The organism is Aeromicrobium changchenzhani, assembly GCF_057586615.1.
In genome coordinates, this window is sequence record NZ_CM172480.1 from 2791542 (window position 1) to 2805640 (window position 14099).

Annotated in this window: 14 protein-coding genes; 5 read left to right on the forward strand and 9 right to left on the reverse strand. The window is 60.9% G+C overall.

Features of this window, described 5'->3' with window-relative positions:
- Positions 1 to 15 precede the first annotated feature (15 nt).
- From AC2YB9_RS14125 to AC2YB9_RS14140, 4 genes are read right to left on the reverse strand one after another with little or no spacing between them, the layout of a single operon-like run.
- On the reverse strand, positions 16 to 1002 hold the full coding sequence (locus tag AC2YB9_RS14125; protein ID WP_487265975.1) for a cation diffusion facilitator family transporter: 987 nt from the start codon (positions 1000 to 1002) through the stop codon (positions 16 to 18).
- Between the two features lies 1 nt (position 1003).
- Entirely contained in the window at positions 1004 to 1174 is a 171-nt protein-coding gene (locus tag AC2YB9_RS14130; protein WP_487265976.1) for a Trm112 family protein, read from the reverse strand.
- Entirely contained in the window at positions 1171 to 2541 is a 1371-nt protein-coding gene (locus AC2YB9_RS14135; protein WP_487265977.1) for a phosphomannomutase/phosphoglucomutase, read from the reverse strand. Before AC2YB9_RS14135 ends, AC2YB9_RS14130 begins: the two co-directional genes overlap by 4 nt.
- On the reverse strand, positions 2541 to 2897 hold the full coding sequence (locus AC2YB9_RS14140; RefSeq protein ID WP_487265978.1) for a DUF3499 domain-containing protein: 357 nt from the start codon (positions 2895 to 2897) through the stop codon (positions 2541 to 2543). The genes AC2YB9_RS14135 and AC2YB9_RS14140 overlap by 1 nt, the downstream gene beginning before the upstream one ends.
- Before the next feature lie 48 nt (positions 2898 to 2945).
- Between AC2YB9_RS14140 and AC2YB9_RS14145 the strand changes: the two genes are divergently transcribed.
- Complete coding sequence (locus AC2YB9_RS14145) at positions 2946 to 3395, forward strand: metallopeptidase family protein (protein WP_487265979.1); 450 nt, start codon at positions 2946 to 2948, stop codon at positions 3393 to 3395.
- Position 3396: 1 nt separating this feature from the next.
- Here the strand turns inward: AC2YB9_RS14145 and AC2YB9_RS14150 are convergent, their stop codons facing one another.
- Genes AC2YB9_RS14150 through AC2YB9_RS14160 form a run of 3 tightly spaced genes read right to left on the reverse strand, consistent with a single transcriptional unit; the run spans position 3397 to position 7856 of the window.
- Positions 3397 to 4770, reverse strand: a complete 1374-nt coding sequence (locus tag AC2YB9_RS14150) for a DUF5719 family protein (protein WP_487265980.1) — start codon at positions 4768 to 4770, stop codon at positions 3397 to 3399.
- A complete protein-coding gene (locus AC2YB9_RS14155) occupies positions 4767 to 7547 on the reverse strand; it encodes a glycosyltransferase family 2 protein (RefSeq protein ID WP_487265981.1) in 2781 nt (926 codons plus the stop codon). The genes AC2YB9_RS14150 and AC2YB9_RS14155 overlap by 4 nt, the downstream gene beginning before the upstream one ends.
- A gap of 48 nt (positions 7548 to 7595) precedes the next feature.
- Complete coding sequence (locus AC2YB9_RS14160; protein WP_487265982.1) at positions 7596 to 7856, reverse strand: WhiB family transcriptional regulator; 261 nt, start codon at positions 7854 to 7856, stop codon at positions 7596 to 7598.
- A 115-nt stretch (positions 7857 to 7971) separates the two neighbouring features.
- On the opposite strand from AC2YB9_RS14160, the gene AC2YB9_RS14165 reads away from it, so the two are divergent.
- The 4 genes from AC2YB9_RS14165 (at position 7972) to AC2YB9_RS14180 (ending at position 11110) form a co-directional block, all read left to right on the forward strand.
- Positions 7972 to 8739, forward strand: a complete 768-nt coding sequence (locus AC2YB9_RS14165) for a 2-phospho-L-lactate transferase CofD family protein (RefSeq protein WP_487265983.1) — start codon at positions 7972 to 7974, stop codon at positions 8737 to 8739.
- Positions 8736 to 9401: a TIGR03089 family protein gene (locus AC2YB9_RS14170; RefSeq protein WP_487265984.1), complete on the forward strand. Its 666-nt coding sequence runs from the start codon at positions 8736 to 8738 to the stop codon at positions 9399 to 9401. The genes AC2YB9_RS14165 and AC2YB9_RS14170 overlap by 4 nt, the downstream gene beginning before the upstream one ends.
- A 196-nt stretch (positions 9402 to 9597) precedes the next feature.
- Positions 9598 to 10380 (forward strand): ABC transporter permease, encoded by a 783-nt coding sequence (locus AC2YB9_RS14175; RefSeq protein WP_487265985.1) that lies wholly within the window; start codon positions 9598 to 9600, stop codon positions 10378 to 10380.
- A complete protein-coding gene (locus AC2YB9_RS14180) occupies positions 10364 to 11110 on the forward strand; it encodes an ABC transporter ATP-binding protein (RefSeq protein WP_487265986.1) in 747 nt (248 codons plus the stop codon). The genes AC2YB9_RS14175 and AC2YB9_RS14180 overlap by 17 nt, the downstream gene beginning before the upstream one ends.
- Positions 11111 to 11119: 9 nt before the next feature.
- Here AC2YB9_RS14180 and AC2YB9_RS14185 read toward each other — a convergent pair whose 3' ends face one another.
- Positions 11120 to 12532 (reverse strand): LCP family protein, encoded by a 1413-nt coding sequence (locus AC2YB9_RS14185; RefSeq protein WP_487265987.1) that lies wholly within the window; start codon positions 12530 to 12532, stop codon positions 11120 to 11122.
- Positions 12533 to 12605: 73 nt separating this feature from the next.
- On the reverse strand, positions 12606 to 14039 hold the full coding sequence (locus AC2YB9_RS14190) for an LCP family protein (RefSeq protein ID WP_487265988.1): 1434 nt from the start codon (positions 14037 to 14039) through the stop codon (positions 12606 to 12608).
- Between the last annotated feature and the right edge of the window lie 60 nt (positions 14040 to 14099).

Below are 14099 nucleotides of genomic sequence, written 5' to 3' on the forward strand. Positions count from 1 at the left end.
GTCAGTGACTTGGCGTCAGTGACTGGGCGCGGTCGGAGCCTCGGGCCGCTCGGCCGGCACGTAGTCCTCCCGGAAGATGTCGGGCTCAATGTAGACGCTCGCACTCATCGGCTCGGCGGCCCGCAGATTACGCTCCGCCGCATCGATCGCGATCGCAATGTCGGCGGCACTTGCGGTCGGTGAAATCCCCACTTTTACAGCCACCAATAACTCTTCGGGCGCGGTGTGCAAAGTCTTCATATGGATGATCCGCTCGATGCCGGGCGTCTGTTCAATTGCCGTACGAATGCGATCGATCGCGCCGATCGTCGCGGATTCGCCGATCAGCAGGCTCTTGATCTCGACTGCAAGCACCACCGCAACGACGACCAACAGGACCCCGATAATCCCCGAGCCGACGACATCGAAATACAAATTGTGGGTCGCAATCGCGAGCGAAACGCTGGCGAACGCGACGGCCAATCCGATCAGCGCGGCAAAGTCCTCAAGCAAGATGACCGGTAGTTCGGGTGCTTTGGCCTTACGAATGAAGGACCACCACGATTGGTTGCCGCGAACTTTGTTGGACTCTCTGGCCGCGGTACGGAAGGACAAGCCTTCCATCACGATCGCTAGGGCGAGGACACCCAGCGCCAACCATTTCCAATTGGTACCGAGCAACCCATCGTCGGCGTGACCCGACTGGAGTTCATGCAATTTGTGATAGGCCTCGTAGAGCGCGAATAACCCGCCGAGTGAGAACAGCACGATCGAGACGAGAAAGGCATAGATATAGCGTTCGCGACCGAAACCGAAGGGGTGCTCGGGCGTCGCCTGCCGCCTGGACCGCTTGCCGCCAACCAGCAATAGCACCTGATTGCCCGAATCAGCGAAGGAATGAATCGCTTCAGCCAGCATCGACGACGAAGCGGTCAGCAAGAATGCAATGAGCTTCGTCAGCGCGATGCCGACATTGGCCATCAGCGCCGCAACGACGGCCTTGTTGCCGCCCTCGGTCGACATTTCAGGCGATCGCGCGGGCTTCGTCGACCAACATCACCGGAATGTCATTGCGGACTGGATAGGCAAGTCGGCAGGCGTTGCAGACGAGTTCCTCCGCAGCATGATCCACGAAGAGGGTCGTCCGGCATTGCGGGCAGACGAGGATGTCCAGTAAGGACGGGTCGAGGTTCATGAGTTTTTCCTCCCACGGATCAAGCCGAGCACATCGTCTCGGACACGACCCATTATGTCCGCATCGGCTCCCTCGACGTTCAGGCGGAGCAGCGGTTCGGTGTTGGACGAGCGTACGTTGAACCACCAATGCTCGGAAGTGACGGTCAGCCCATCCAGGTGATCAAGGTCAAGATCGGCGAAGGTGGTCTCAAGCAGCGCTAGAATCCCCGCAGCATCATCGACGGTGCTGTTGATCTCGCCGGAGGCACAGTAGCGCGAGTATGGTGCCATCAGCTCGGACACGGTGCCGTCGGTTTCGGCGAGCGCCGCCATCACATGAAGGCCGGCCAACATGCCGGAATCGGCGAGAAAGAACTCACGGAAATAGAAGTGCCCGGAGTGCTCGCCGCCAAACACCGCACCTGTACGGGCCATCTCGGCCTTGATCAGTGAATGTCCGACCGGGGTCCGAACCGCGGTTCCGCCCCGCTCGCTGATGATCTCCGGAACTGCCCGCGAGCAGATCACATTGTGCAGAATCGTCGCGCCCGGATACAAGGCCAAATAGCGCGCCGCGATGAGGGCGGTGATCGCCGAGGGCGGAACGACCTCGCCACGCTCATCAATCACAAAGCAGCGGTCCGCATCGCCGTCGAAGGCAAGTCCGATGTCGGCGCCATGTGCTTTGACTGCGGCCTGCAGATCAACCAGCGTCGAGGCATCCAACGGATTGGCATCGTGATGCGGAAAAGTGCCGTCGAGTTCAAAATACAGGGGCACCAGATCGACTGCGATTTCGCTGAACACGGCCGGTACCGTGTGGCCGGCCATGCCATTGCCTGCATCCGCGACCACTTTGAGCCGCCGGTTGCCGGTCAACGGCACTAATTCGCGCAGCCGGAGCGAATAGGCGCTGAGCGCATCGGCCGATTCAAACGGTCCAACCGGTTCGCCGTGTCCTTCGCCGTCGAGACGCGTCGAGGCATCCTCGGCAATCGCGGCGAGGCCGGTGTCGTAGCCAATCGGGCGAGCCCCGGCTCGACACATCTTGAGCCCATTATAAGCCGCCGGATTATGGCTCGCGGTCACCATAACGCCGGGAATGTTCCACTCGCCCGAGGCGAAATACAGCAAATCTGTCGAGGCCAACCCGATGTCGATGACGCCACCGCCCTGGGCGCGGATACCATCGCCAACTGCTTGCGCGAGTTCTGGCGATGTCGTACGCATGTCGTGACCGATCGCAACGCTGCCGCGGCCTTCGCTGACCCCGGTCTCGTGCGCAAATGCTTCACCGATTGCGTAGGCAAGTGCCGCGTCGAGTTGTTCCGGCGACCGGCCACGGATGTCGTACGCTTTGACGACTGCCTCGAGGCGTGGATCCATCAACGGTCCTGTTCGGGTTTGAGCAGCCGCAAATGCGGATGCGGATGCGGAGCATCGTTGCGGTCCGGACTTGGAACGGTGGGCCTACGTCCCGCCTCCCGTACGGCATCAGCGAGCGCAAGCAGGTCATCATGGGTCGGCTCGACGGTGGCGGTATTGGGCGCAAGCCGAAGCACGCTCCAGCCGCGCGGAGCGGACAACCGTTGCGAGTGAACGCTGCACAGGTCGTAACTGTGCGGCTCGGCGTATGTCGCAAGCGGACCGAGCACCGCAGTCTGATCGGCGTAGACATAGGTCAATGTCGCCACAGCAACTTCTGAGCACGCCGTACGCGTGCAACGACGAGCAACACCCACACTGCGACAGTAGACGACGGCCGCGCGCCGGCGCGTTAGGCTCACCGCATGGACGTTCTCGGCGGCATCGTCAGCGGACCCCGGCCCGGGCGGATGCGGGACCGGCGCGGCCGCGGAAATCGCGGCCCACTGTCTTTGCCCGGGCCGCTCTCACCGCTTGGCGTCCCGGTTCATCGTTCACCCCGAGCCGAGTTCGACCTGCTGATCGGCGACATTCTCGAAAGTCTCCGCTCACATTTCGAGGTCGAGAATGAAGCCGTCGAGTTCGCAGTCGAGGAGGCCCCGATCCTGCCTGAGGATTGGGCTGATGATCTTCCGCTGAGCACCGTCGTGACAACTGCCGAGTTTGTCCGCATCGTCCTGTTCCGGCTACCAATGACACATCGCTGCGATAGCGAAGATGAACTGATCGAGCTGGCCTGGCTGACGGTACTCGACCGACTCGCGGAGATTTGGCACATGTCCCCCGATGATTTGGATCCGCGCCGGCCGCGCTGACCTATCGTGCGGGGCGTACGTCTGGCGTGAGTGCCGCCAACGGCACCGGTGCCAGCGGAACTGCGCTTAGCCGTGTGTCGCTGCCATAGACCGTCGATCCGATGATCTGATCAGTGGCGCGAACCACGACATACGCGATCGACTTTGCGGCAACGCCAAAGGTCTTTCGGGCCGACAGATCTAATGTCGAGGTCGTTGCCGCCTTTGTCGACACGGCGCTTGAGCCGATCTTCTTCATGGATTTGTCGTAGGCCTCAACGGCAGTCGTCGTGCTCTTTCCAGGTGCCGTCAGGACAAGTGTGGCCGGTGTCCGCTGTGGACCGATCGACATCGGAACGACCGCCGGGCCGGTAAACGCATCAGCGGCGCCCGCGTAGGCAAAGTCCTTGGTACCACCGGCCATCCGCACCGTGGCCGCCACCGGGCCGTCGGAGGTCAATCGCACCGCGGCCGCATCGTTGCCGGCCGACTTCGGCAGTGTCACCGCGGTCAAACGATCAGAGGGTGCTTTGACGGCGTCGAGTCCATCGGGCACGAATGCGCCGCTCTTGCCCAGCACCTCCACCTTGGTCCGTCGCGTGCTGCCCGACGTATTGAGGAGCAGAATCGTTTTCGTCCCGGTTTTCGACGCGAGCCCAGGTAACAGCTGGCTCCGGGCCGGTGCTCGAGTCGTCGGCAACATTTCGGTTCCCGCGTACACCGCCGTCGAGGTGTCCCGCAATGCGACGGACACAGCCCCGCGGCTCGTGACCACATGGACCGCCAATTCGGGCTCGCCAGCTGCCAACGCAGCGATCGGTATGCGCTTGGACTGGAAGGCCTTGAGCACGATGCCGTCGGCGTCGACAGCGTCGACCGGACCATTCTCGCCCCACATCGTCACATCAGTGACGGCCGGAGCATCGGACAGATTCGTCAGCGTGATCGTCGTGAAATGTTTCTGGCCACTACCTGCACCGAGATACCACGCGTCTTGGACGACGCCAGCACACGATGCAATCGCCAGCCCTCCGCCGTCAGATTTTTTGGCCGTTTCAGCGGTGAAGCCGACAGCGCCAGCGGCCTTGGCATCCTCTGACGAAACGATCAGAGCGGCACCGGGTGGAGTGGCCGATGACCACGACGTAGTTGAGGCAAGCGCGGGCACCGACTTCTTGCCCGGAATCATCGCCGCTTTCGTCTTGGCACCGGGATGCGCGGCATACCGACCGGCCGCAACGGTCACGCCTTTCGGCGTCGCGCAGGCATAAGCCGACCGGACCACCGGCTGTTCCTTCGGCGACCGGTCGGCATTGGAATGTCCCGGGAGCGCGAGGGCGGCCGCCACCACGGCAACGGCAACCAGCGGAAGGAACAGTTCGTGGCGATGCGTCACTGCTCGACCTCCTCAATACGTTGACGTTGACGAACCGGCGCGGTGAGCACGATCGCAATCAGCCACAGGAGGCCTTGGATAAACGCAACGACGGTATGCCAAATGGGTCCGTCTGGATGAGTCGTGGTGGGTTGTTGCGGGAGCGTCCACACCCGTGATGACGGATCTTCGCTGCCAGCCGGTTCAAGCCCGGGAGCGGCATCAAGACGGCGCGCCAACTCAGGATCAACGCGCGGCGCGTAGACAGCACTGACGCCTAGCCTCGAAAGGCCGCGGAGATCGGCCGACGATGGATTGGAGAGTAATTTTCCGACTAGGCCGGTGACCGCCGAGGACTGTGCTGTCGTGGGCAGAACCGCCTCGTCGCCGAGTCGCAGGCCGTCACGATTCAGCACTTCGAAATCGATGCCGCGCATGACCGTGCCGCGCACGACGAGGGTGCTTCCCGGCCGGGTGGTGAGAAAGGCAGGCACGTCGTCGGACGCAGCCCTGCTGATCGGGTCCTGCTCACCGCGTACGAGCCACCAACTGGCGGTGCCCACCGGAAGCACCAAAGCCAAGAGCGTCAGGCCGATGACAGCTCCCCGGCCGAGGCCGCGGATGCCATCGGCAGCAAGCAGTGCCGCGGTGGCCAGACCACCGATCCAGATGACAACACCGATTCCGACCCAGGCAGGCACGCTGTTGGGACTCGACGCGGTGGTGAAGGTCGAGACACTTCCTAATGCCGCAACACCGAGGCCGAGGATCGCGACGACCCAGGCCCAGCCCACTTCACGACGAGTTCGCTGTGGCACCAGCGCCAGCACCGCAAGGATCAGAACGCCCGAGCTGAGCCAGAACGGCGCAGCACCCGGGCCACCCGCGCGACCGAACACAATGTCGCGCGCCGAAGCCGCATAGCCTGAGGCGTAGCCAGCTTCCCACCACCAGCGCATCGGGTGAAACACCCGTTGAATGAGCCAAGGGCCGAGCAGTAACGCTGGCACCGCGGCGCTCACCGCCATTGACAACCGATATTTCCGGCTGCCTAGAGTTATCACCAGCAGGAGCAGCACGAGCGCGAATAAATACATCAACGGCGCGAACGCCGCGGCGACCGAGATCCAGATTCCAAGGCGAAGACCGGCCTGCCAGCCAGGCTTCTCCATCGCCTGCAATCCGGTGTTGATCAATATCGGCAGCAACACGAGCGCCACCACGGTCCCGAGCCGACCCTGGGACACTGCACCGGTGGCAACAACCGCAAACGCATAGGTGATTGCCCAGATGATCCGAATCGGGCGAGAAAAACACAGCAACCGGCCCAACCGGTGGGCGCTCAATCCTGCCAGCGGCACGACAAACAACAGCAAGGTCACGACGACGATGTCTGGCCTGAACCATACGGGGGTTGCCACCGCAGCCAGCAGCAGCGAATAGACCGGTCCGATCGCATCGCTACCAATTCCCAGGTCATGCCACGGGCCGAGGAACACGCTCCACCAGCCGCCAGCGGTATCGGGCGCGGCCAACAGTGCCCCACCATGCAGCAGCCCACCCGAGAACAGCCCGCGGCCGGCCACAAAAGAAAGCACGACGAGTACGAGAACCGTGGTCAGCCATGGCCGCCGGACCAGAATCGATGGCTCGTCGGGAAGATCTTGAACCTCGTCGGGGCCATCCTCGGTGGCCGATGATCGTCGGCCACCGGACTCATGGGTTTCGGGCCTGACCATCGCGATGGCGACCCCGCGGACCGCATCGAGCCCGTGTCGGTATGGCAACCAGACCGGTGGCATCAGCGCGCGGATGGATCCCGAAGAAATCTTCGCGGCCGCGGCCCGTTGCCGCCGGGCCGCGCGCAATTCACCTGGCTGCAAATAAATCAGCCGCAGCGCCTGGAGTTCGTCGCCAGCTTCTTCGGGCGCTCGGACGACGAGCAGGCCGAGTACCCGCAACAGCGTGCCAACGAACAGTCGCACATACTGCCAAGCAAACCGTCGAGTGCTCGAGTTGGCGAGAATCGTGAACAGGGCAGCCCGCCTGCGCTCGTACGTCTGGACATCGCCTGCCGTTGGGCGGCGGTTGCGGCGGCTGCTCGCTTCGGCGTGAAAGATGATCGCCTTTGGCGCGGTGCGGACCCGGTGGCCGGCGCGTGCAGCCCGCCAGCCGAAGTCGATGTCGTCGAAGAACAGCGGCAACTTCGGGTCGAAACCGTTGAGTTCGTCCCAAACGGTGCGGCGAATCAGCATGCCCGCGGTGTTGACCGCGAGAACATCGCGTGGACGATCGTGCTGCCCCGCATCAGGCTCCCCCGGCTCGAGGCCGGTCTCACGGCTCCCGGTTCCGGTGACCGACAAGCCGACTTCTAATAATCGTTTGAGCGATGGCCATTCGCGAATCTTCGGCCCAACGGCGGCAATGTCGGGATGGCGGGTCGCTTCGTCAAGCAATCCGGCCAGCGTCCCGGGGGTTACTGCCGAATCGTCATGCAATAGCCAGACCCAATCGGTCGGCGGCGCAGATTTCAGCGCGATCTGGACCGCGTCACCAAATCCGGTACCCGATTGCGCATACGTGATGCGATCGGCGCCGAAGGTCTCGGTCAGTAGATCGCCACTGCCGTCGGTCGAACTGACATCCACGACATGCCACGAGGACGGCGCATAATCCATGACCGCAAAGGATTGGAGAACTTTCGGCAACCATGCAGCACCGTTGTGAGCTACGAGTACCGCAGCAACGCTTGGCTGTTGGGCAAGCCAAGGGCGGGTGTCCTCGACCTCTTCAAACATGAGTTCGAGCCTACTTGACCCAAAGCAATCGACGAATTCCGCCGTTGATCAAGCAAGCTTCTTAAGTTTACGACGCTCCCGCTCCGAGAGCCCGCCCCAGATGCCGAATCGTTCATCGTGACCGAGTGCATACTCGAGGCATTCCGCGCGCACCTCACAGGTCAAGCAGACGCGCTTGGCCTCACGGGTGGACCCGCCCTTCTCAGGGAAGAATGACTCAGGGTCGGTTTGCGCGCACAAAGCGCGCTCCTGCCAAGTGAGCTCCTCGGCATCATCAAGCGGTAGATCCAGCCCCAGTTCGAATGACATAGATGAAATTACAGTCCTGTTAGCCCATATAGTCAAGCCAAACGCCAACATTCTCGAAATCCTCGGCGTGTCGCCCCACTTTTTTCGGCATGTCGGTGCACGACACAATGAATCCATGCACCTCACGCTCCTCGGCGGCGCCGCAAGCGCCCGATTCGCCCACGACCTCGTCGCTGCCCTCGGCAGCGACGACCAACTGACAATCGTGCACCCGACGTCCCGCGACATGTGGGTCCATGGGCTCAAGCATGCTCCGGACGCAAATGCCTTCCTCGCTGCCGCGACGTCGACCTATTCGGTTGCCGATGCGATCGATGAGCTCGGACTCGGTCCATCTTGGTTCCGCCCGAGCGATCAGGAAACGGCGCTCGATCTCGTACGGACCGAACTTCTTCAGGCCGACTTCACCTTGGCCGAGACCACGGCCGCAATTGCCGTACGAAAGAACCTCAGCGCCCACCTCATTCCCATGAGCAACGAACGCGTCGAACAGCATGTTGTCGTCGACTCTCCCGACGGCGCGCGAGCGATCCATGTCGAGGAGTATCTTGCCGACCCCGATCGCTACACACCCCACGATCTGGTGCTCATCGCGGAGGAATGGTCAGTCTGCGCCGAGGCGGCCGCAGTAATCGAGGCATCCGACGTTTTGCTTCTTGGCCCCGATTCAATGACTCTGGCGCTTATGCCAATCTTCCACACGCCAGGTCTTGTCGAGGCGGTCGCGGCGAGCACGGCTCCGGTCGTCGATGCACGCGGCATCGATCGAGCGCCTGCCGCACTCACCGCCGTCGCCCCGAGGGTGGAGCTCAAATTTGACCGCGCCACGGTGGTGCCCGGTGATGCCGAGACAGCGTTGGCCGCAGTTCGGAGCTTCGCATGACCGCGCTGTCGAACGTATTGAGTGCAATCACCGATCCCGCACAGCCGCTGATCACTTACTACGACGATGCCACCGGCGAACGCGTCGAGCTCAGCGCAACCACGACCGCGAATTGGGTCGCTAAAACTTCCAATTTTTTGATCGATGAGCTTGATGCCGAGCAAGGAACCCGAATCCGCATCGACCTACCGACGCATTGGGAATCATTCATCTGGATCCTGTCGGTGTGGAATGTCGGCGCGGTCCTCGTCGATTCGGCGGCGGACATCGCGGTCGTCGGGCCCGAACTACGCGCGGATGAAGAAACCCGTGTTGCACTCTCGCTGCGGCCTATGGGATTGCGCTTCGCCGAGGAGCCAATGGGATTCGTGGACTACAACGCCGAAGTGCTGGGACACAGCGACTGGTTCCAGCCGATCGATCCGCCGGCCGCAGAAGCGCTCGCCGTTGACCTAGGCGGACAGCGGCTGAGCCACGGCGACGCATACGAAGCCGCCACGCTGTCATCGCATCGCCTACTGCTCCAGCCCAGCGACCTTGATCGCGACTGGCGTGCCTTGGTCGGTGCCGCCCGAGGCAACGGATCGCTGGTGATCGTTGCCAACGCAACGCCGGAGAGACAAGCTGCGATCGCAGCCGACGAAAGGGCCGATGCTCTGTGATTCTCAACGCACGGCTGGCCCAGACACCGCTGAATCGGTCACACATCCACTACACTCGTCGATGCTGCGGCCTGTGCTGCCACAGCACCTCAGAATCTTCTGGACAGGTAGGGATCCCCCACGTATGAGCCTCGCTGAACAGGCGGCGCAGAACGGCCTCGTACGGGTCGGTGCCCGGCCTCCGTTGAAGCAGTATTTGATCGAAGTCTGGCGCCGCCGGCATTTCATCTACGCGTTGGCTAGGTTTCGGATTGAGTCAGAAAACCAGCGCAACTCGCTCGGCATGGCTTGGGTAGTAATCAAACCGTTGCTCAATGCCACCGTCTATGGCGTCGTCTTCGGCATCCTGCTCAGTGGTAGCCGTCCGGAAAACTTCGTGTCTTTCCTGATCATCGGCATCTTCCTGTTTGAATTTTTCTCCAGCAGTTTTTCCAGTGGTGCAAAATCAATCACCTCGAACAATTCACTGGTGCAAAGCCTAAGTTTCCCCCGAATGGCGCTGCCGCTGTCGATCGTGACCCAGCAGTTCCTCAAGTTCGCGCCAACCTTGCTGATCATGGCGGGCATCGTCTGGGCAACGGGCCAACCGCCGATGCTGCGCTGGCTACTGTTTCTGCCATTGGTCGCAATTTTCTTTGTGTTCAATACCGGACTCGCCTTGATTACCGCGCGTCTGACGGTCCATTTTCGTGACCTCAGCCAATTGCTGCCGTTCATCACTCGCCTGGTCTTCTACACCACCGGGATCTTCTTCAGTTTCGAACTTCGATTTAAAGACCATCACACGGTGCTGCGGATCATGGACTTTCAACCGATCCATGAGTTCCTGAGCCTTGGTCGCGGCATCATGCTTAACGGCTCGGGCTACACCCTGAAGAACGAATATTGGCTTTATGCGTCGATCTGGTCCTTCGCCATCCTCGCGATCGGCATTGTCTTTTTCTGGTCCGCTGAAGAACGGTATGGCCGTGTCGACTGACCGTAAGCCCGTCGTGATCGCCGATGACGTCCACGTCGAATACAAGGTATTGGCGACTGGGAAGCGCGCCGGTGCTGCAGACGCGCGCAAGCTCCTGGAACGGCGACGAAAGTTGCGCAGCGTCCATGCCCTCAAGGGCGTGTCATTCATCGCCTACGAAAATGACAGTATCGGTGTCATCGGTGCCAACGGCTCCGGCAAATCCACCTTGATGCGTGCGATCGTAGGGCTGACACCAGTCAGCCAAGGTGCGATCTATGCGGCTGCGCGCCCCAGCCTCCTTGGGGTCGGTGCGGCGCTGCTCAAGGAGTTATCGGGCGAACGCAATGTGCTGCTGGGCGGATTGGCCTTAGGCTTGTCGCCGGAGGAGATCGCTGAGAAGTCGGACGGAATCATCGACTTCGCGGGACTGCGGGACTTCATCCAGTTGCCGATGCGCACCTACTCATCGGGTATGACCGCACGGCTCAAATTTGCGATTGCGACCGTCCAAGATCACGAAATTTTGATCGTCGACGAAGCGCTGGCAGTTGGCGACAAAGAATTTCGTAAACGAAGTGAAGCTCGAATTCGAGAAATCCGAGATAATGCCGGCACCGTCTTTCTCGTCAGTCATTCGATGAAATCAATTCGCGACACCTGCAACCGGGCCATCTGGATAAACAAAGGCGTCCTGCAAATGGATGGCGACCCCGAAGAGGTCATCGCGGCCTACGAAGAAAGCCACTGACCAGAAGGGTCAGCAGGCCGCGGCAAGATCGTCGACATTATTGGCCTTGCGGTAATTGGGATCCGGCGCGTTGTCATCTGCCGTTTTTGGCTGCGCAGCCTTCTCCGACTTCGAGATCGCGGCGTTGATCAACCGGTGGATCGCATCGAAGTCCGGATGCACCGTATCGACCTCGGGCGGGACAAGTGAAACGGTGCCGATCTTCCCACTGCGCGACTTAAGCGCTAGGTCGGCGAACTGGCCAAGCTCGGATTGCGGAATCGTCGAGGACAGCAACTGCTTGCCTGACGTCAGGATCTTGGTGGCATTGAATAGGACCGTCTGCGGGCTGAGCTCATGCAGCATCGCGCTCATAAGACACTTCTGACGCGCCATCCGCGCATAGTCATCAGACTGGACTCGGCTGCGGCCGAACCACAGGGCCTGTTGACCATCGAGCTTCTGCACACCAGGCTCGATATAGGTGTTCTTCCACGCATCATCGTGACCGAACATCGCGATCCTTGACTGCACATTGACGGTCACTCCGCCGACCGCATTCACCAGCGAGCGGAAGCCCTTCATGTTGATCATGATGTAGTAGTTGATCTTCAAGCCCGAGACGCCTTCGATCGCATCGACCTGTGCATCCATGCCGGGGTCTTCGCTGTTCGGGTAGAGATCCTTCCGATTGGCCGCATAGGTGTGCACGGCATTCAGGAGACATTCACTGCCGCAGTTGAAACCATACGGATAAACTTTGCGCATCGGTGAACCCTTGGCGAATGGCACGTTCTGCATATTGCGCGGGAGCGAGATGAGGACGGTGCGGCCGGTATTGGCATCAACGCTGGCGATCGTCATGGAGTCGGGACGCACACCCGTGCGTTCCTTGCCCGAATCGCTGCCCAACAACAGAATGTTGTAGCGACCTTTAAGCGGTGTCGACGTCTCCGTCGCGTGAAAAACTTCCTTGACCACCGAACGCTGAACATGAATCAATTGCGAGGCGTAGGCCGTCGATCCGACCGCAGTCGCAACGATCAGCACATTGACCACCGTCACGACGGCAGCGCGGCCGAAGTTGAGACTGAATGGCGATGCCAAGCGCCAGGCGTCCAAAAAGAGGAACAACCACAATGCGCCAATCGTGACGACTCCGGCACGCGCAATCAACAGCGCATCGGAATCGGTGAGCAGCGAGAAGATCTGTTTCCGGTCGATTCCGGCGGTGTAGATGAGATAGGCCAAGCCGCCAAGCAGCAGCACATAGCAAGCGAGCGCGATGCGACCGACCCACTTGTTGCCAACCATTAACTGCGCCGAGCCCGGCGCAACGACCGTCATCAGACAGAGCATCAGCGCGCGCCGAAAACGGACCCGCGGCGAATCGAGATGATGGTCCTGATAGCCGCGGCCCAAAACGCTCGCGCGATGCGTCATACGTTCCTCACAATGGTGCGGCCGAAGAACCCAGTATCTATGACTCCCGCCGAAAATTAAAACTCGGCCATGTTCAACAGGTACTCGCCAAGTCATCGGTCGCATTCGAAACGCGCGGATCGGCGGCGTCCGGCGCCTGCGTATCTACCTTCGGCAACGACGCGTCGAGGAAACCACCTGTCGAGGTCTTGCCATCGGCGCGGTCGATTGCCGCCGAGATGATCCGCCGCACTTTCGCGAAGTCGGGGTTACCGGTGTAGATGACCGGCGGAACCAGCGACACTGTCGACACCTTCTGAGTCTTGGCCTTGAGCGCAAGATCCATGAACACCGCCAAGTCCTGTTTGGGGATGCTCGTCGTGAGCAGCGCCTTGCTCGAGTCCGCAATCTTCTCGACATTGAACAGAACCTTTTTCGGGCTGAGTTGGTGCAGCATGTCGTTCATGACGCACTTCTGTCGGCCCATACGCGACCAGTCGTCATTTTGTACCCGACTGCGCGCATACCAGAGCGCCTGACTACCGGTGAGGACTTGATCGCCGGCCGGAATCCAGCCGCGAATTGGTGAGCCGATCCCGCCGATCGCCGTACGTTCCTTGACATTCACCCGAACGCCGCCGACCGCATCAACCAGTTTCGAGAAGCCGCCCATGTTGACCATCGCGTAATAGTTGATGGTGAGTCCGGTCGTTGCCTCAACCGAACCGATTGTCGCGTCGATGCCCGGATTCTTCTGCTTGAACAGATCTGCATGGTCGTCGGCCCAGGTGTTGATGCCATTGAGTTCGCATCCGTCGCAGTCGAAACCAGTGGGGAACTGTTTGGCCATCACCGACCCCTTGGGGAACGGACTCTTCTGGAGATTGCGCGGGAGGCCGACGAGAACCGTACGTCCGGTCTCCTTGTCGATACTCGCCACCGTCAATGAATCGGGACGCAGGCCCGTACGGCCGTTGCCGGAATCTCCGCCTAGGAGCAAAATGTTGTAACGTCCATCGGTTGGCTGTGACACCGTTTTAGCGGCAAAGACCGAATCGATGAAATTATTCTGGACCGCTACCAGATGGGCCGCGAAGAACATGATGCCGGCCGTCGCAAAGCACAGAATGCCATTGATGCCGGTCATCACGAGGCGATGGTTCCGTGCAAGTTGCAGGGGCCGGCCCAGCCGCCAGGCATCGACCATCAACGCGACCCAGCAGATAGCCCCGACCAACAAGAACATACGCAGAGCGTTGAGCAGCAACGAATTCGTGAACAGGGAGAACAGCCCAGTGCGCGAAGTCAGACCAATCACGATGACAACCAACGCCGCAGCGATGACTCCGAGCCATGCGCGAATCGCGATACGACCGATCTTCTTGTTGCCGAGCACGAGTTGAGCCGAGCCGGGCATGACCAATGTCATGAGCGTCAAGGTCAACGCGCGTCTGAACTGGATGCGATCGGAGTCGATCGCCGGCCGGGAGTAATTCCCGCCGAGTGCACTGAGACGGTCGTGCGTCATACGGTCCTCACATGGGGGAAGGGCTGAGGTCCTGTCAAGTATCACGCCAAACCCTCAAGT